Annotated in this window: 14 protein-coding genes and 1 tRNA gene; 12 read left to right on the plus strand and 3 right to left on the minus strand. The window is 68.9% G+C overall.

Features of this window, described 5'->3' with window-relative positions; all coding sequences use genetic code 11:
* Nucleotides 1–152: 152 nt before the first annotated feature.
* Complete coding sequence (locus E1294_RS44750; protein WP_165977832.1) at nt 153–1,388, plus strand: recombinase family protein; 1,236 nt, start codon at nt 153–155, stop codon at nt 1,386–1,388.
* 325 nt (nt 1,389–1,713) lie between these two features.
* On the opposite strand, the gene E1294_RS44755 is transcribed toward E1294_RS44750, so the two are convergent.
* A tRNA-Leu gene (locus tag E1294_RS44755) sits at nt 1,714–1,799 on the minus strand.
* A 398-nt stretch (nt 1,800–2,197) separates the two neighbouring features.
* Here E1294_RS44755 and E1294_RS44760 point away from each other — a divergent pair.
* Both E1294_RS44760 and E1294_RS44765 read left to right on the plus strand, forming a co-directional pair.
* Complete coding sequence (locus E1294_RS44760; RefSeq protein WP_246083728.1) at nt 2,198–2,794, plus strand: hypothetical protein; 597 nt, start codon at nt 2,198–2,200, stop codon at nt 2,792–2,794.
* 241 nt (nt 2,795–3,035) lie between these two features.
* Nucleotides 3,036–4,916, plus strand: coding sequence for a chaplin family protein (locus E1294_RS44765; RefSeq protein ID WP_132517673.1), 1,881 nt, complete (start codon nt 3,036–3,038; stop codon nt 4,914–4,916).
* A gap of 219 nt (nt 4,917–5,135) precedes the next feature.
* Here E1294_RS44765 and E1294_RS44770 read toward each other — a convergent pair whose 3' ends face one another.
* Nucleotides 5,136–5,321 (minus strand): DUF5703 family protein, encoded by a 186-nt coding sequence (locus E1294_RS44770; RefSeq protein ID WP_132517675.1) that lies wholly within the window; start codon nt 5,319–5,321, stop codon nt 5,136–5,138.
* A gap of 190 nt (nt 5,322–5,511) precedes the next feature.
* On the opposite strand from E1294_RS44770, the gene topA reads away from it, so the two are divergent.
* The 8 genes from topA (at nt 5,512) to E1294_RS44810 (ending at nt 16,002) form a co-directional block, all read left to right on the plus strand.
* Nucleotides 5,512–8,190, plus strand: coding sequence for a type I DNA topoisomerase (gene topA, locus E1294_RS44775; RefSeq protein WP_132517677.1), 2,679 nt, complete (start codon nt 5,512–5,514; stop codon nt 8,188–8,190).
* Nucleotides 8,191–8,203: 13 nt separating this feature from the next.
* On the plus strand, nt 8,204–9,427 hold the full coding sequence (locus tag E1294_RS44780) for a metallophosphoesterase (RefSeq protein ID WP_220448299.1): 1,224 nt from the start codon (nt 8,204–8,206) through the stop codon (nt 9,425–9,427).
* Nucleotides 9,428–9,502: 75 nt separating this feature from the next.
* Nucleotides 9,503–10,060 (plus strand): helix-turn-helix transcriptional regulator, encoded by a 558-nt coding sequence (locus E1294_RS44785; RefSeq protein WP_132517679.1) that lies wholly within the window; start codon nt 9,503–9,505, stop codon nt 10,058–10,060.
* 141 nt (nt 10,061–10,201) lie between these two features.
* The gene (gene tmk / locus E1294_RS44790; RefSeq protein ID WP_132517681.1) at nt 10,202–12,244 is read left to right on the plus strand and encodes a dTMP kinase; all 2,043 of its coding nucleotides are present in this window, start codon (nt 10,202–10,204) and stop codon (nt 12,242–12,244) included.
* Nucleotides 12,245–12,253: 9 nt separating this feature from the next.
* On the plus strand, nt 12,254–13,426 hold the full coding sequence (locus E1294_RS44795; RefSeq protein WP_132517683.1) for a DNA polymerase III subunit delta': 1,173 nt from the start codon (nt 12,254–12,256) through the stop codon (nt 13,424–13,426).
* A 51-nt stretch (nt 13,427–13,477) separates the two neighbouring features.
* Nucleotides 13,478–14,005: a SigE family RNA polymerase sigma factor gene (locus E1294_RS44800; RefSeq protein WP_246083729.1), complete on the plus strand. Its 528-nt coding sequence runs from the start codon at nt 13,478–13,480 to the stop codon at nt 14,003–14,005.
* Complete coding sequence (locus E1294_RS44805) at nt 14,002–15,063, plus strand: permease-like cell division protein FtsX (RefSeq protein WP_132517685.1); 1,062 nt, start codon at nt 14,002–14,004, stop codon at nt 15,061–15,063. Before E1294_RS44800 ends, E1294_RS44805 begins: the two co-directional genes overlap by 4 nt.
* Nucleotides 15,064–15,144: 81 nt before the next feature.
* Nucleotides 15,145–16,002: a PSP1 domain-containing protein gene (locus E1294_RS44810; RefSeq protein WP_425465268.1), complete on the plus strand. Its 858-nt coding sequence runs from the start codon at nt 15,145–15,147 to the stop codon at nt 16,000–16,002.
* 103 nt (nt 16,003–16,105) lie between these two features.
* Here E1294_RS44810 and E1294_RS53615 read toward each other — a convergent pair whose 3' ends face one another.
* Nucleotides 16,106–16,276: a hypothetical protein gene (locus E1294_RS53615; protein ID WP_165977833.1), complete on the minus strand. Its 171-nt coding sequence runs from the start codon at nt 16,274–16,276 to the stop codon at nt 16,106–16,108.
* Between E1294_RS53615 and E1294_RS44815 the strand changes: the two genes are divergently transcribed.
* The gene (locus tag E1294_RS44815; protein WP_165977834.1) at nt 16,266–16,565 is read left to right on the plus strand and encodes a hypothetical protein; all 300 of its coding nucleotides are present in this window, start codon (nt 16,266–16,268) and stop codon (nt 16,563–16,565) included. The two genes, E1294_RS53615 and E1294_RS44815, sit on opposite strands and share 11 nt — an antisense overlap.
* Nucleotides 16,566–17,152: the final 587 nt, after the last annotated feature.

A 17,152-nucleotide genomic window follows, 5' to 3' on the forward strand; every position in this document is an offset into this window, starting at 1 on the left:
GCTCATCCCCGGCACCCCGCTGGGGGATCAACACTTCACATTCTTGCAGCTCAAGAGCATCACCCACGCTGGAGCAGTGGTGGGTTACTGACGTGCGCCTACCGAACGGTCTTAATTTCCGACCAGACCCGGAGGCATCACGGGCCTGGCAGTTGCATCGGGCACGGGCGCTGATCGAGTCGCGAGGCGGGGAGATCGTCGCAGAGTTCTTCGACGTCGACAAGTCCCGCTCGATTCCCTGGCAGCTGCGTCCGCACGCGGCGGCGCTGATCGAGGAGCTGAAGGACACGCTGCGAGGCTTCGACGCGGTCGTGATCGGGGAACCGCAGCGGGCTTTCTACGGCAATCAGTACAGCTTGACGTTCCCGTTGTTCGAGCACTTCGGCGTGCCGCTGTGGGTGCCCGAGGTGGGCGGGCCGATCGATCCGGCGAACGAGGCCCACGACATGATCATGGGCGTGTTCGGTGGGTTGTCGAAGGGGGAGAGGAACCGCATCAAGATCCGAGTACGTGCCGCGATGGCGGCGATCACCTCGACCGAGGGACGGTTTCTGGGCGGGCGTCCGCCGTACGGCTACAGCCTCGAAGACGCCGGTCCGCATCCGAACCCGGGTAAGGCGGCGGATGGTCGGAGGCTGCGGCGGTTGGTGGCTGATCCGGTCAGCTCGCGTGTGGTGCGGTGGATCTACGGCGAGTTCCTCAAGGGCCGGGGCTACCTGGACATCGCCGAGGACCTGACGCTGCAGGGCATCTTGTCGCCGTCGGCCAATGATCCCGGTCGGAACAAGCACCGTGATCAGCGGGCATGGTCGAAGTACGCCGTACGGGTCATCCTCACCAATCCGCGCTACACCGGCCATCAGGTGTGGAACAAGCAGCGTAAGGACGAGATCCTGCTGGACGTGGAGAACGTCGCGCTGGGGACGACGACCAAGCAGCGGTGGAACGCCAAGGACCAGTGGATCTGGTCGGAGCATCCCGTGCATGACGCGATTGTGAGTGTTGAGGAGTATCAGCGGGTCCAGGAGATTCTCGCCACACGTGCCAGGGGCACATTCAGCCAGCGTCCTCACCCTACGCGGCGTCCGTACGCCTTCCGGGGCGTGCTGTTCTGCGGTTACTGCGAGCGCCGGATGCAGGGCAACTGGAACAACCGGCAGGCGTACTACCGGTGCCGCTTCCCTGCCCAGTACGCCATCACCAACGACCTCGACCATCCCAAGGTCGTCTACCTGCGCGAGTCGGAGATCTTGGATGAGGTCGATGGCTGGCTGGGGACCGCGTTCGCCCCGGACAGGTTGGAGCACACGATCGCGGCGATGGCCGAGCAGGCGATCGACCCGAACAAGGCGGCCCTGATCGACCTGCGCAAACGTGTCGAAGTGTGACCGCAAGCTCAACCAATACCGATCCGCCCTCGACGCCGGAGGCGATCCCACCGAGATCTCCTCGTGGATCAACGAGACCAAGAGCGAACGCGCCCGCCTGGAAGGGGAGCTGAAGGCCGTCCCAGCCGCACAACGCATCAGCGCCGCCGAGATCAGGGCCATGATCGAGGAGGTCGGGGACCTAGTCCGGCTGGTCTCGGAAGCGGACCCGGACGACAAGGCCCAGCTCTACAGCCAGCTTGGACTGAAGCTCACGTACTACCCAGAAAAGCAATATGTGGAGGGCCCGGATCGAACCGGAACCCCCACATGTGCGAGCGGTGTGTGTCCGAGGGGGGACTTGAACCCCCATGCCCATCACTGGGCACTAGCACCTCAAGCTAGCGCGTCTGCCTATTCCGCCACCCGGACTTGGTGCCTGCACGCGGGACCGTCATCCCGCTTCGGCTCAGTAAGGCTAGCAAACTCTGAGGAGTGCGTCATACCGAGAATCCGGCCTCCTGCCGAAAGGTGGATCCGGAGGCGCGGGGATGCCGGGTGATGGCCCGTAGCGGGGTCGCTGATGGGTCGCTCATGACGTACGCCAGAGCGCATTGGCCCAGTTGGGGGTGGTTTGGGAGGTGTGGCGTTGGTGAATTTCTGGGGCCACGGTGAAAAGGCCTTGCGACAACCTTGGGTACTGCTACGGTTACGGACCGTTGAGGGGTGAGTCCACGGACCGGCTCCGCCAACGCTGAGGCCGGTTCTGGATGTCGGGAGGTCACGTGGCGCGCGCGGCGATGCATCAGCCGAGGGAGAAGTCCCTCGCTGTGCGTCGCCTGCCCGTGACTCTCCAAGGGCAGGACACGGCCACCGATCGGGTCGACCGGATGGCGCGGTTCGCGGCCGGTGCCCGTCGGCTCGTCATGCGGGCAACCGCGGTCGGCGCCCTGGTCGCCGCCGGATGGTTGCTCGCTGTTCTGTTCGGCATGCTCACCGCCGCTCCTGCGGCCGCGGACTCCACCGCGGCGACGGGAGCGTCCGCAACATCGGCCGCGGGGCTTCCCGCGACCGAAACAGCCGCGGTCCCCTCCGCGGTCACAGAAGTCGGCGCGTCGGCCGCCTCCCTCGACCCTGACCACGTCTCGGCGTCCGACAACGCCGAAGCCATGGCGGGGCGCACGGTCGACGGTCTCAACAGCCAGCAGGATCCTGGCCTGCCGACACCGTCCACCGCCGGCCAGATCCTGGACACCAACGGCTTGGTGCCAAACGGCGGTGGCAGCGGCCCCTTCGGGTCCGCCACTGGGGATGTCGCGAGGTCAGTGTTCGACCCGCGGCTCGAGGCGCGGCGCGCACCTCCGGCGTACGTGCTGCCCCCCGTCGTCCGCACAGCGGCGGACGACCCTTCTTTCTCACCTGACTGATCCCCACCCGGGCACCGGCCGGTCACGCGCGACGGAAGGCGTCGCGGGCAATGCGACAGCCGGGCCCTTTCTCCGAGTAACGCGGCGGAGCGCGGCTTTGATCCCCTCCGCCGGCGGGTGAACACGTCAGTTCAGCTGGTTCGCGAATCCGAGGTCTCCGCTGTGCGCGAAACCTCGCACGGCCTCGGGCTGCCCGCGAGCCGTTCAGGTAATCCCCCCAAGAACCACAAGGAGCATTGATATGCGTACGTGGGCGAAGGCATCGACCCCTGCGGCCCTTCTCGCGGTGGCCGTCATGTCGTTCGGCGGCAGCGGCACCGCGCTGGCCGACACCTCGGGCGACGCGTCCATCGGCGGCGGCAACCAGGTCGACCTCCCGATCTCGCTGCCCATCGACATCAGCGGTAACTCCGTCGCGGCGGTCGGCTCGTCGGAGGCCTCATCGCAAGGCGGCGCCGAGGTCGTGAACCGCGGCGGCGGCATCCCCAACCGCACGTCGGGCGACGCGAGCATTCTCGGCGGCAACCAGGTCGACGCGCCGATCAGCGCGCCGGTCAACGCCTGCGGCAACGCCGTCTCGCTGATCGGCAGGTCCGACGCGGGTTGCAAGGGCGGCGCAGAGGTGCGCAACCAGGGCAGGGGCGGTGCGGGCGGCAACCGCACGTCGGGCGACGCGAGCATTCTCGGCGGCAACCAGGTCGACGCGCCGATCAGCGCCCCGATCAACGCCTGCGGCAACGCGGTCGCGATCTTCGGCGACGCGACGGCGGGCTGCAAGGGTGGCGCCACGGTGAAGAACGCCGGCAAGGGCGGCCCTGGCGGCAACCGCACCTCAGGCGACGCGAGCATTCTCGGCGGCAACCAGGTCGTCGCCCCGATCAGCGCCCCGATCAACATCTGCGGCAACTCGGTGGCGGTCGTCGGGCGGGCGTTCTCGGGCTGCAAGGGCGGGTCGTCGGTCACCAACGGCGGTCCCGGGCGCGGCTACCACCACGGCCGTCACGTGGGCTCGCGGGGCAACGACACCGACGGCCGGTTCGGGGTCGGCAGCGGCAACCAGGTCGTGGCGCCGATCAGCCTGCCCATCAACGTCTGCGGCAACGCTGGGGGCAACGCCACGGCCGGGTGCGCGGGTGGCGCCACCGTACACAACTCCGGCAAGGGCACGGGCGGCAACCGCACCTCGGGGCGGGCGGGCATCCTGGCCGGCAACCAGGCGGTCGCCCCGGTCACCGCGCCGGTCAACGTCTGCGGCAACGCCGTGGCGCTGGTCGGCCGCGCGTTCGCCGGCTGCAAGGGCGGGGCCCACGTGAAGGAGCCCGGCAAGGGCACGGGCGGCAACCGCACGTCGGGCGACGCGAGCATTCTCGGCGGCAACCAGGTCATCGCTCCGATCACGGCGCCGATCAACGTCTGCGGCAACGCCGTGGCCGTCCTGGGCGATGCCGCGGCCGGATGCCTCGGCGGGGCGCACGTCGGCAAGCCGGGGTACGGAGGCCTCAGCGGCCACGAGCACTTCGCCCGCACCACCACCAAGACCGCGGCGGCCAAGGGCGGCGTGCTGCCCGTGATCCCGGCCGTGCCGGTCCTGGGCGGGACACCGGACTTCGGTGGCGTCGGCGACGTCGCCAAGCTGCAGGGCGGCGGCCTGACCTCGCTGCCCCTCGTCGAGGACGCCTCCCGTACGCTCGGCCTGCCGAGTGTGCCCGGCCTGCCCGGGCTGCCCGCCCAGGCGAAGACCCCGGCCGCGCCCAAGCGGACCGTCGTGACGCCGGCCAAGCCGAAGCGGACCGCGGTGACCCCGGCCAAGCCGAAGCGGACCGCCGTGTCCGCCGCCACGCCGGCCGACAGGTCCGGTCGCGCCCGGCCCTCCGGCGCCGCCGCCTCCCCGCTCGCTCCGGCGACGTCGCTGGTCGCCTCGACCCCGGTCGGCGGCGTGGTGACCTCCGCCACGCGCAACCTGCCTGTCGGAAACCTGGGCCTGATGAGCGCCGAGCAGCCGGCCGGCGTGACCGGGATGAACTCCAGCTCGCTGCTCGCCCTCATGCTCGGTGGGCTGTTCGCCGCCTCGGCGACCCTGTTCGCGACCGCCCGCCGGTTCCGTCCGGGCCGCAAGCACTGAGCAGGACATCGCAGGCGCGTAACAACGCCTGACCAGATCGGCTGACGCTCGCGTCCGGCGAGCGGTCAGCGAGAGATGCTTTGCCCGTTCCGGGGGCGCGGCCCGGGGCGGGCAAAGCCATGTCCGGGTACAACCTGTCCGCATGCAGCCTGTCCGGGTGCAACCTGCCCGGGCGCGACACGTCGGCGTTCAACAGGTCCGGGTTCAACAGGTCCGGGTTCAAAACGTGCGCCGGACGCGCATGACCTTCCGGCGCAGGCGTACGTGCCGGCTCCCGTCGGGGTGCACGCGTACGCGCGCGAGCTCCCACTGACCGTACTCTGCGTGTTCGGTCAGCAGTTGACGTGCTGCTTCGCGAGTGAGGTCGCGCGGGATGAAGATATCCATGTAGGAGTAGTCGAGCACAACGATTAGTCTCCAGAGTGAGTCAGGGCGCCATGCCGCTCGATGAGCCTTATTCTGCGTGCTTGTGGGTGGACCCGGAAGCCAGTGGGTAGCCCGGGGGGAAGGAAATTTCCGCGAGTCGGGTTACCTTTTCAGTCTGTGCCGACTCCCGGCAGGGGGATAGCTAGCGAACAGCGAGGTAGGAAGCAGCGTGCCAGCCAAGAACGGCAGCGCCGGCGGAACACGCCTGGTGATAGTCGAGTCGCCCGCGAAGGCGAAGACCATCGCGGGCTACCTCGGGCGCGGCTACATCGTCGAATCGAGCATCGGCCACATCCGCGATCTGCCGGAGAAGGCCGACGACATCCCCGAGAAGTTCAAGGGGGCGCCTTGGGCACGGCTCGGGGTGAATGTCGAGCACGAGTTCGAGCCGCTGTACGTCGTCAACCCCGACAAGCGATCGCAGGTCAACAAGCTGCGGCAGCTGCTGAAGGACGCCGACGAGCTCTATCTGGCCACTGACGAGGACCGCGAGGGCGAGGCGATCGCCTGGCACCTGCGCGAGGTGCTCAAGCCCAAGGTCCCCGTGCACCGCATGGTCTTCCACGAGATCACCCAGCAGGCGATCCAGGACGCCGTGGCCAACCCGCGCGACCTCAACCTGCGCCTCGTCGACGCCCAGGAGACCCGGCGCATCCTCGACCGGCTCTACGGCTACGAGGTCAGCCCCGTCCTGTGGAAGAAGGTCAAGCCGCGCCTTTCGGCGGGTCGCGTGCAGTCGGTGGCGACGCGGCTGGTGGTGGAGCGCGAGCGCGACCGTATGGCGTTCACGCCTGCCCACTACTGGGATCTGCAGGCGTTGTTCGACACCGGCAAGACGGAGGAGCGGCCGCGCGACTTCATCGCGACGCTGACCGTGGTCGACGGCAAGCGGGTGGCGCAGGGGCGCGACTTCGCCAGCACAGGCCAGCTGAAGAACGCCGACGTGCTCCACCTGTCCGAGGCCGCCGCGGGCGAGCTGGCGGGCCGGCTGCGGGGTTCCTCGTTCGGGGTCAAATCGGTCGAGCGCAAGCCGTACACCCGCAAGCCCTACGCGCCGTTCAGGACGACCACGCTGCAGCAGGAGGCCAGCAGGAAGCTGGGGTTCTCCGCGAAATACACCATGCAGGTGGCGCAGCGGCTCTACGAGAACGGCTTCATCACCTACATGCGTACCGACAGCATCACGCTGTCGGAGACGGCGGTGGCGGCCGCGCGGTCACAGGCGATCAAGCTGTACGGCGCCGCGTACGTCCCCGACAAGCCCCGCGTCTACGCCAGCAAGGTGAAGAGCGCGCAGGAGGCGCACGAGGCGATCAGGCCGTCGGGTGAGGAGTTCCGCACGCCGGGCGAGACCGGGCTGTCGGGCGACATGTTCCGGCTGTACGAGCTGATCTGGCAGCGCACGGTGTCCTCGCAGATGAAGGACGCGGTCGGCGAGTCGATCACAGTGAAGGTGGCCGGCCGGTCGTCGGGGGGCGAGGACGTCGAGTTCAGCGCCTCGGGGCGGACGATCACGTTCTACGGGTTCCTCAAGGCGTACGTCGAGGGGTCGGACGACCCGTCGACCGACCGCGACGACTCGGAGAGGCGGCTGCCCGCCCTGGCCGAGGGTGACGCGCTCACCGCCACCCGGCTCGACGTGGCCGGCCACTCGACCAAGCCGCCCGCCCGCTACACCGAGGCGTCGCTGGTCAAGGAGCTGGAAGATCGCGAGATCGGGCGGCCGTCGACGTACGCCTCGATCATCGGCACGATCCTCGACCGCGGCTACGTGTTCAAGAAGGGCACGGCCCTGGTGCCGTCGTTCCTGGCGTTCGCGGTGGTCAACCTGCTCGAACAGCATTTCGGCAACCTGGTCGACTACGACTTCACGGCCGAGATGGAGAAGGTGCTCGACGACATCGCCAACGACCGGGCGGAGCGGCTGCCGGAGCTGCAGCGCTTCTATTACGGCGTCGACGGCGACGAGGGCCTGAAGGAGATGGTCACCGACCTGGGCGACATCGACGCCAAGGAGATCAGCTCGTTCCCGGTGAAGGGCACCGACATCGTGCTGCGGGTCGGACGCTACGGCCCCTATCTCGACCGTGACGGCTCGCGGGTCAACGTGCCCGAGGACATGACGCCCGACGAGCTGACGGCGGAGAAGGCGGAGGAGCTGTTCTCGCGGCCGACGGGTGACAGGGAGCTGGGGAAGGACCCGGTGACCGGCCACACGATCGTGGCGAAGGACGGCCGTTACGGGCCTTACGTGACGGAGATCCTGCCCGACCCGGCGGAGGACGAAGCTCCCAAGCGGCGCAAGAAGGCCGATGCGCCCAAGCCGCGTACGAGTTCGCTGTTCAAGTCGATGTCGCTCGACACCATCACGCTCGAGGACTCGCTCAAGCTGCTGTCCATCCCCAGGTCCGTGGGCGAGCTCGACGGCGAGGAGGTCGTGGCCTACAACGGCAAGTTCGGCCCCTACCTGAAGAAGGGCACCGACTCCCGTTCGCTGGCCTCCGAGGAAGACCTGCTGACGGTCACCATCGAGCAGGCCAAGGAGCTGTTCGCGCAGCCGAAGCAGCGCGGCCGGCGGGCCGCGGCCGCGGCGCCGCTGCGCGAGCTGGGCGACGACCCCAACTCCAAGAGGCCGGTCGTGGTGAAGGAGGGCAGGTTCGGCCCCTACGTCACCGACGGTGAGACGAACGCGTCGTTGCGCAAGGGCGACGCGGTCGAGGACATCACGATCGAGCGGGCGGCGGAGCTGCTGGCCGAGCGTCGTGAGCGGGCTCCCGCGCCGAAGAAGTCGTCCAGGAAGGCGCCCGCGAAAAAGGCACCCGCGAAGAAGCCGGCCACCAAATCGTAAGTAGCATCAGGGTGTGTTCGTCCTGATGTTTCTGAGCCTCGTCGGGCTCGCGCATTTTTATCTGTGGCACCGGATGGTGCGCTCGACGACGGGCCCCGGGCGGTCGCGCAGGGCGCTGACCTGGGGCCTGGTGGGCTTGGTGCTGCTCGTCGTGGCCGCGTTCGCAGGCTCGCGGGTGGAGTGGGGGCATTGGCTCGCCTGGCCGGGTTACCTCTGGGTGGCGGTGATGTTCTACCTGGTGGTCATCCTGGTCGTGCTGGAGATCCCGCGGGCCGTGGCGGCGTTGTTGTTGCGCCGGGCCGCGTCGCGGAGCGCGACTCCTGAGCCGGTGCCGGTCCTGGCCGGGGCCGGCGGGCCCGCCGAGGACGAGCCGGTCGCCCCTCCCGCGGCGGAGGCGGCCCCGATGAGCAGGCGGCTCTTCCTGGGGCGGGCCACCGCCGCGGTCGCCGGCGTGGGTGCGCTGGGCACGGTCGGGTACGGCGTGACGACCGCTCTGGGCGACCCCGTGACCGAGCGGGTCAGGGTCGCGCTGCCGAAGCTGGATCCCCGGCTCAGCGGCCTGCGGTTCGCCGTGGTGAGCGACGTCCATCTGGGGCCGTTGACGGGGCTGCGGCACACCGAGCGCATCGTCCGCATGATCAACGGCCTGGAGGCCGACGTGGTGGCGATCGTGGGCGACCTGGTGGACGGCCCGGTCGCCGAGCTGGGGCCGCTGGCCCGGCCGCTCAAGGACCTGGAGTCCCGCTACGGGGCCTATTTCGTGACCGGCAATCATGAGTACTACGTGTCCGGAGGTCCCGGCGAGTGGATCGAGGAGCTCGCGGAGCTCGGCGTACGCTCGCTGCGCAACGAACGTGTGGAGATCAGGCACCAGGGCGCCGTGCTCGATCTGGCCGGGGTCAACGACGTCGGCGGGGTGGATGCGGGCGACCCGCCGGATTTCGACAAGGCGCTCGGCGGGCGCGAGGCCGGCAGGAGCACCGTCCTGCTCGCGCACCAGCCCATCCAGGTCGCCGAGGCCGCCCGTCACGGCGTCGACCTGCAGCTGTCGGGGCACACGCACGGCGGTCAGCTCGCGCCGTTCAACCTGGTGGTGGGGTTGCAGCAGCCGGTCGTGTCGGGGCTGGCCACGGTCGACGGCGTGCCGGTCTATGTGACCAGGGGCGCCGGGTTCTGGGGGCCGCCGGTGCGCGTGGGAGCTCCGCCCGAGATCACGATGCTCGAGTTGCGCGCCTGACTTTCCGCGATCCACTGGTCACATAGGGCCATCATGGCGTACAGTATCCAACCGGATACTGATCGGAGGTGCGACATGGGCTCTTCGCCGGTGGAGCGGGCGCTGCGGCAGGAGGTCGCGCTCTGGGCCGAGCGCGGCGGCCTGCTGTTCAAGCAGGCCAGGCACGCCGCGAGCCTCAACCAGAAGGCCCTGGCCAGCGTGAGCGGCACGTCGCGCACGACGCTGTCGGCCTACGAGCACGGCAGGAAGTCGCCGACGCTGGAGACGGCAGGGCGCATTCTCGACGCCGCCGGGTTCCGGCTGGTGCTGGAGGCGAAGGTCGAGTTCGCCGTGCGCGTGACGGGCGACGGGCGCACGTTCCACGTGCCGAGCCGGCTGCGGCGGCTGCCGGTCACGGCGGCGCTGGGCGTCGTGCGGCTGCGCGGTCGCGTTCACGACCTGGCCGACCGCGACCAGCGGCGGGCCGCCTACACCACGCTGGTGTGCGAGGGCGGGCCGCAGGAACTGCTCGACCACGTCGACGGCGTGCTGCTCGTCGAGCTGTTCGACGAGCTGGAGCTGCCGCCCGACATCCGCGCCGAATGGCGGCCCCTGGTGGAGTCGGCGCGACATGAGGTCGGAGTTATCAATTGATGATGGATTTGGGGCCCTTTTCGAGGTGCGAAACCTGCGCGCCAGCCCGCGGACGTAATACTCTCAGCCACGAGCAGCCGGGCATTTCCGGCTTCTCTCCTGACTGCCCGCTTCCGGTCAACACCTGGATACGCTGAAATCATGACTGCCCCTGGCCGACGCCGCCCGGCTCACGTGCTGGCCAATGCGCCTTTCCGGCGGTTGTGGACCGCCATGTCGGTGTGCAGTCTCGGTGACTGGCTCAACATCCTGGCGCTGACCGCGCTGGCCGGAAACCTGATGCAGGACGACTACCGCGTGCAGTCGCTGGCCATCGGCGGCGTGTTCGTGGCCAAGATGTTGCCCGCCATCCTGCTCGGGCCGCTCGCGGGCGTGTTCGCCGACAGGTTCGACCGGCGGCTGACGATGTTCGCGGCCGATCTCGCCCGGTTCGCCATCGTGTTGTCGATCCCGTTCGTGCACAGCTACCAGTGGGTGATCATCGCGACCCTCCTGGTCGAGTGCATCAACCTGTTCTGGGTCCCGGCCAAGGACGCCACCGTCCCCAACCTGGTGCCCAAGGAGCAACTCGAGTCGGCCAACCAGCTCAACCTGCTGGTCACCTACGGCACCGCGCCGATCGCCGCCATGCTCTTCGCAGCGCTGTCCGTGGTGGGCGACGTGGTGACGAGCACGGTGCCGTTCCTGTCCGGCAGAGATGCCACAGGGCTGGCGCTCATCGTCAACGCCTGCTCCTACCTAGTGTCGGCCTTCCTGATCTTCACGCTGCGCGGCATCCCCAAGCGTGACGGCGCCATCTCCACGCCGTCCGTGCTGAAGCAGGTCATCGAGGGCTGGCGCTTCGTCGGCGGTCACCGGATGGTGCGCGGCCTCATCATCGGCATGCTGGGGGCGTTCGCCGCGGGTGGGGCCGTGGTCGGAGTCGCCAAGATCTACGTCGGCGCGCTCGGCGGCGGCGACGCGGCCTACGGCGTCGTCTTCGGCGCGGTCTTCGTCGGCATGGCGCTGGGCATGTTCTTCGGGCCCAGGCTGCTGCGCCAGTTGTCGCGGCGGCGGCTGTTCGGCCTGGCCATCACCGTGGCAGGGCTGGTGCTCGTCACGATCGCGCTGGTGCACAACCTGCCGATCGTGGTCATGCTGACCGTCGTGCTCGGCGCGTGTGCGGGCATCGCCTGGATCATCGGCTACACGCTGATCGGGCTCGAGGTCGAAGACGGGCTGCGCGGCCGTACGTTCTCGTTCCTGCAGTCCACCGCGCGTGTGACGCTCCTGCTCGTGGTCGCCGTGGCCAACCCGGTGGCGGCGATCTTCGGTGAGCACGTGCTCGACCTGGGCGAGTTCGCCTACCAGTTCGACGGGTCCAACCTGGTGCTGGTGATCGGCGGCGTGCTCGCGACCGCCGTCGGCATCCTCGCGCTGCGCCACATGGACGACAGGAAGGGCGTGCCTTTCACCGCCGACCTGATCGCCGCGGTGCGTGGCGAGCGGCTGCGCACCGAGCCGGCCGAGCACGTGCCGGGCCTGTTCGTGGCGTTCGAGGGCGGTGAAGGGTCGGGCAAGACCACCCAGTCGCGGCTGATCGCCATCTGGCTGCGCGACCAGGGCTACGACGTCGTGCAGACGCGTGAGCCCGGCTCCACCAAGGTCGGCATGCGGCTGCGCGCCATCCTGCTCGACGCGGCCGAGCGCGGCCTGACGGCCCGTGCCGAGGCGCTGCTCTACGCCGCCGACCGGGCCGAGCACGTGGAGAAGGTGATCAGGCCCGCCCTCTACCGCGGCTCGCTCGTGGTCACCGACCGCTATGTCGACTCGTCGCTGGCCTACCAGGGCGCCGGGCGGGCGCTCGACCCCGAAGACGTGTCCAAGATCAACGCTTGGGCGACCGGCGGGCTGGTGCCGCACCTGACCGTGCTCATCGACACGCCGCCCCAGGTGGGGCTCACCCGGCTGGGCGGCGCGGCCGACCGCATCGAAGCCGAGCCGCTGGAGTTCCACGAGCGGGTGCGCAAGGAGTTCCGCAAGCTGGCCGCCGCGGCGCCCGAGCGCTACCTCGTGGTCGACGGCACCCTGCCGGCCGAGGTGCTCACCCGCCAGATCCAGGACCGCATCCACGCGATCCTGCCCGACCCGGTGCCGAGGGAGTCAGAAGACTCCACCGGCACGATGCCCGCCATTCGCGACTAGCCTTGCCTCGTGACGGTTTTCGATGACCTGGTCGGGCAGGACCAAGCCACTGCCGTGCTCTCGCGGGCCGCGGCGGCGGCCGGCGAGGTCATCGGGGGCGGGCGCGGCGCGGGCATGACGCACGCCTGGCTGTTCACCGGCCCGCCCGGCTCGGGCAGGGAAGAGGCCGCCCGCGCCTTCGCCGCGGCGCTGCTGTGCCCCGACGCCGGCTGCGGCCACTGCGACCAGTGCCACCAGGTGCTGATCGGCTCACACCCCGACCTGGAGTCCGTACGCCCGGAGGGCCTCTCCTACAGCGTCAAGCAGACCCGCGAGCTCATCCTGCGCGCGGCCGGGGCGCCCACGCAGGGCCGGTGGCGGGTCATCCTGTTCGAAGACGCCGACCGGGCCACGGAGTCGGCCGCCAACGCCCTGCTCAAGGCCATCGAGGAGCCCCCGCCTCGCACGGTGTGGCTGCTGTGCGCCCCCGCCCTCGACGACCTGATGATCACCATCAGGTCCCGCTGCCGGCTGGTCACCCTCACCACACCCGCCACGGAGGCCGTCGCCCACGTGCTGGCCACCCGCGACAGCGTGCCACAGGACATCGCCGGGTTCGCCGCCAGAGCCGCTCAGGGACACATCAGCAGGGCGCGGGTGCTGGCGCTCGACGAGGGGGCCAGGGCGCGCCGCGAGGCGGTGCTGAGCATTCCCCGCGCGCTGACGGGGGTCGGCGAGTGCGTGGCCGCGGCCGAGCGGCTGGTGAAGACGGCCGAGGAAGAGGCCGCGGCCGCCACGGCCGCCCTCAACGACAACGAGACCGCCGAGCTGCGCAAGCTCTACGGCGAAGGCTCCACGGGCAAAGGGCTCAACCGAGGGCTCGTACGCGGCGGCGCGGGCGCGCTGAAGGAGCTGGAGGACCGGCAGAAGTCCCGGGCCACCCGCATTAAACGCGATTCGCTGGACTCGGCGCTGCTGGAGCTGGTGTCGTACTACCGGGACGTGCTGGCCCTGCAGTTCGGCGCCGTCATCGAGCTGGCCAACGACGACATCCGCTACGACCTCGACCAGCTGGCCAGGTCGTCCACGCCGGAGGAGACGCTGCGGCGGATCGACGCGATCATGCAGTGCAGGGAACGCCTGGCCGCCAACGTCAACCCCCAGATCGCGATCGAGGCCATGATGCTGGCGCTCCGCCCATGAGATAACCGGGTGACACAAGCAGCAGACGGGGCCGGCAGGCGTCTCTGTTACGTGGAAGTCGAACTACTCACCCAGCAGGAAGCCCTCGCCCGGCAGCGAGTAGACGTGGCGTCGATCTTCGCCGAGCACCACGTGGGACTCGTGCGTCTGGCTCTGATCATGCTCGGTGATCAGGCGAGCGCCGAGGACGTCGTGCAGGAGGCGTTCGCCCGCACCCACGCCGGCCGGGGCAGGCTGCGCGACGCCGACAAGGCGCTGGCCTACGTACGTTCCGCGGTGCTCAACGGGTGCCGGTCGGTCCTGCGCAGGCGGGCGACCGTGTTCCGGCGGGCGGTGCCGTACGAACCGCCTGTCTGGTCGGCGGAGAGCGCCGGGCTGCTCGGAGAGGAGCGGCGTGAGGTGCTGCTGGCACTGCGCGACCTGCCGCGTCGGCAACGCGAGGCGCTGACCCTGCGCTACTACTTCGACCTCACCGACCAGGAGGTCGCCGACACCATGCGGATCAGCGCCAGCACGGCCCGATCCACCATCGCGCGGGGGCTCGCCGCGCTCGGCCGAGCACTCGGAGAGGAATCATGAAGCACAGTCCGATCGAAGACCGGCTGCGCGAAGCGCTCACGGAGGCGGGCGCCACGCTCGACCCCGGCACGCTCAGGCCGCTGCGGGCCCCGGAACGGCGCTTCCGGGTGAACTACCGGCTGGTGACCGCGGCCGCGGTGGTCGTACTTGCGGGCGCGGCGACCGCAATGGGGCTGGGCGGGCCAGGCGACGTGAACCGTGCGGTGGCCACGAGCCCGGAGTCCCTGCCGAGGGACGAGACCGACCTGGCCGTCTTCCTGTGCACGAAGTCGGCGCCTGAGAAGACAGGCTGTCGCGGCCGCGCCGCCACTCCCGCAGAGGTGCGGACGACCGAGGAGAGGCTCCGGGAGCTACCGCAGGTCGACGTGGTGGCCTTCGTGAGCCAGGAGGTCGCCTACGAGCAGTTCCAGCAGGAGTTCGCGCAGGACAAGACGCTGCTGGCCGCCGTCAAGCCCGCTGACATGCCTCCATCGTTCAGGGTGAAGACGAAGGGAAAGGCCGATGTGCTGCTGGCGTCCCGGGCACTTCAAGGGCTGCCCGTGGTGACCGTCGGCGACATCGCGGCTGACCGTTCCCGCCAGTGGAACAAGAATGTGGACGTCTCCGTCTTCCTCTGCCAAGACGGGTCCGGCCTGCCGGCGTGCGGAGGGGAGCGCACCGGAGGCGGGAAGGACAGCAAGGTCACCGAGGGGGGCAAGGGCGCGACCGCCGCGCAGATCAAGGCCGTCAAGAAACTCATCGAGGAGATGCCCGAGGTCGAGTCGTCCTTCTTCGAAACCCAGGCGATGGCGTGGGAGTCCTTCCGCAAGCAGTACGAGGACAACAAGACGCTCCTCAACGCCACCACGGTGGACGACATGCCCGAAAGCTTCAGATTGACGCTGCGGCGGGAATCCGATGCGGCGCCGGTGGTCGACAGACTCAAAGGAAAGCCCGGGGTGGCCACCGCCACGGACCACACGTGTGCGGTTCGCCAGATCGCGCTGATGAACACCTACGGTTTGGTGGTGCCGGACGACAAGGTGTGCCTCACGAAAAAGATGATCCGCACCCCCTGACTCGCGGCTTGCGGGGGCACGTAATGTGGCAACGGAAGGCCGCAAGGTCCCCCTAGGCCGTCAGGAGGCGAGCTCGAGCCCATGGGAATGATCATGGCCGTGAGCTTCACCCGCTACGGGAGGCTCTACTACCTCGATCCCGGCGGGCACAGTCCCAAGGTGGGCGACAAAGTGCTCGTACCCACGGACTCGGGTCCAGAGGTGGCGGAGTGCGTGTGGGCGCCTCAATGGAGCAGCGAGGACATCGACGGACTGCCCGTGTGCGCGGGGCCGGCCGAGGAGGAACACCTCGCCCGCGACGAATCCAACAAACGCCGCAGAGCCGAGGCCCGCAGCGTGGCCAAACGCCTCATCAAACGGCACACCCTGCCCATGAAGGTCGTCGGTGTCGACTACCTCGACGAGGACAACGTCTACACCGTCTACTTCTCGGCGCCCCACCGGGTCGACTTCCGCGCCCTCGTCCGCGACCTGGCCCGCAACCTGCGGGCCAGGGTCGAACTCCGGCAGATCGGCCCCAGGGACGAGGCGCGACTCCAGGGCGGCATCGGCCCCTGCGGCCGCGACCTGTGCTGCGCCACGTTCCTGAAGGACTTCGAGCCGGTGTCCGTCCGCATGGCCAAGGACCAGGACCTCCCGGTCAACCCGCTGCGGATCGCGGGGGCCTGCGGGCGGCTGATGTGCTGCCTGAAGTACGAGCACCCGCTGTATGTCGAGACACGTTACAGAATGCCCAAGGCTGGAAGCCGCGTGAACACCCCTGAGGGAGATGGAACCGTGGTGGGGCACAACGTGCCCTCGGACACGGTGACGGTCCGCCTCGACGACGGTGGGCGGCGCTGTGCGTGTCCCTCGGCGTCGGTGTGCTCGCCTCGCATCCAGCACGAGAAGATGTACGGAGAGACTGGCGCACATCCCCCCAAGGGGGAAAGTGTCTGATCCGCACCTTGCCGCCCGTGGCTTTCACGGCGCCGAGCATTGGATCACCGTGTATACGGGTCTTCCCACAGTGTGGAAGCGGGTCGGTGCGTTCAGCAGGTGACTAGATGGCTTGAGTATGCACGGTGACCAGGTGCTGGTTTTGCCAGGCGTGGAAGCCGTCGCTTACGGACGGTTCGCCGACGAGTTCTTGCAGCCGGGACCGGTCGGGGTAGGCGCCGGCGGCCATCCGGCCGGTCCGCATCCAGCGTTTCGCGGACGAGATGGTCTCCATTCTCGCCACCGCTGTCGAACCTCTGGTGTCGAGAGTCGGGCTGGAATCGACCGATTACCACTATCAGATGGACGGGATCTATCGGAGGCTCGGCGACGTGAAAAGGGCGCTCGAAACCGGGCGACGCACGGACCTGGACCCCGCCCTTTTCGAACTGCTTGGCTTATTCGACCACCTGTTGTTCAGAATACTGATCCGAGATCCCACCATCAGAGCTTGCCTCAAACGGTCGCCCTCCCTCCGTCTCAGGCTCGAGGAACTCCGGGAGCGATTTCCAGCGGCGCTCTGACGTTCAGAGGGACCGCCTTCCCGAACTCGATCAAGGATGAGCCGTTCGGCTCACCCAATCGCCGCTGGGCGGCCAGACACTACGGATCTGGTGGGAAGGCGGACGTCACCTATGGCAAGCTCAAGCGATTGGAATGTGCAACCACTCGCAGGGGCAATGCACCTTCGGCGGCACCATCATTCCCATTGAATGACGCGTCGAGAGGGATCGCAGAGGTCCGCGCCGAGATCACGAGGCTGAAGACCATCGCAACAAGAACGAGGAGTCGGCCCGGCTGCGTGCCGACGATCCCGCGCTGGTCCGTGCCGTCAGCCTGCTCACCGCCGAGAACGCCGAGCTGCGCGAGTCCTGGGGACGCCCGCGGCCAACGTCGTTTCCCTACGGCCTTATGAGCACGAGCGACGGTGTTGTAATGGGGGTGGCGAAGCTCCCGGCGTCCGATGGGTTCGGGCGGCCCAGGCCCGCGTTCCGCAGCTAATTCATGATCCAGGGCATGTTCGAGCCTGAACCCGCAGGTCAGCGCGGTCTGGCCTGGTGGAAGCGGCGGAAAGCCCTAGTGACACGACTTTGCCGATAACCCCATCACG

It is taken from the genome of Nonomuraea diastatica (assembly GCF_004349015.1).
GTDB classification, from domain to species: Bacteria; Actinomycetota; Actinomycetes; order Streptosporangiales; family Streptosporangiaceae; genus Nonomuraea; species Nonomuraea diastatica.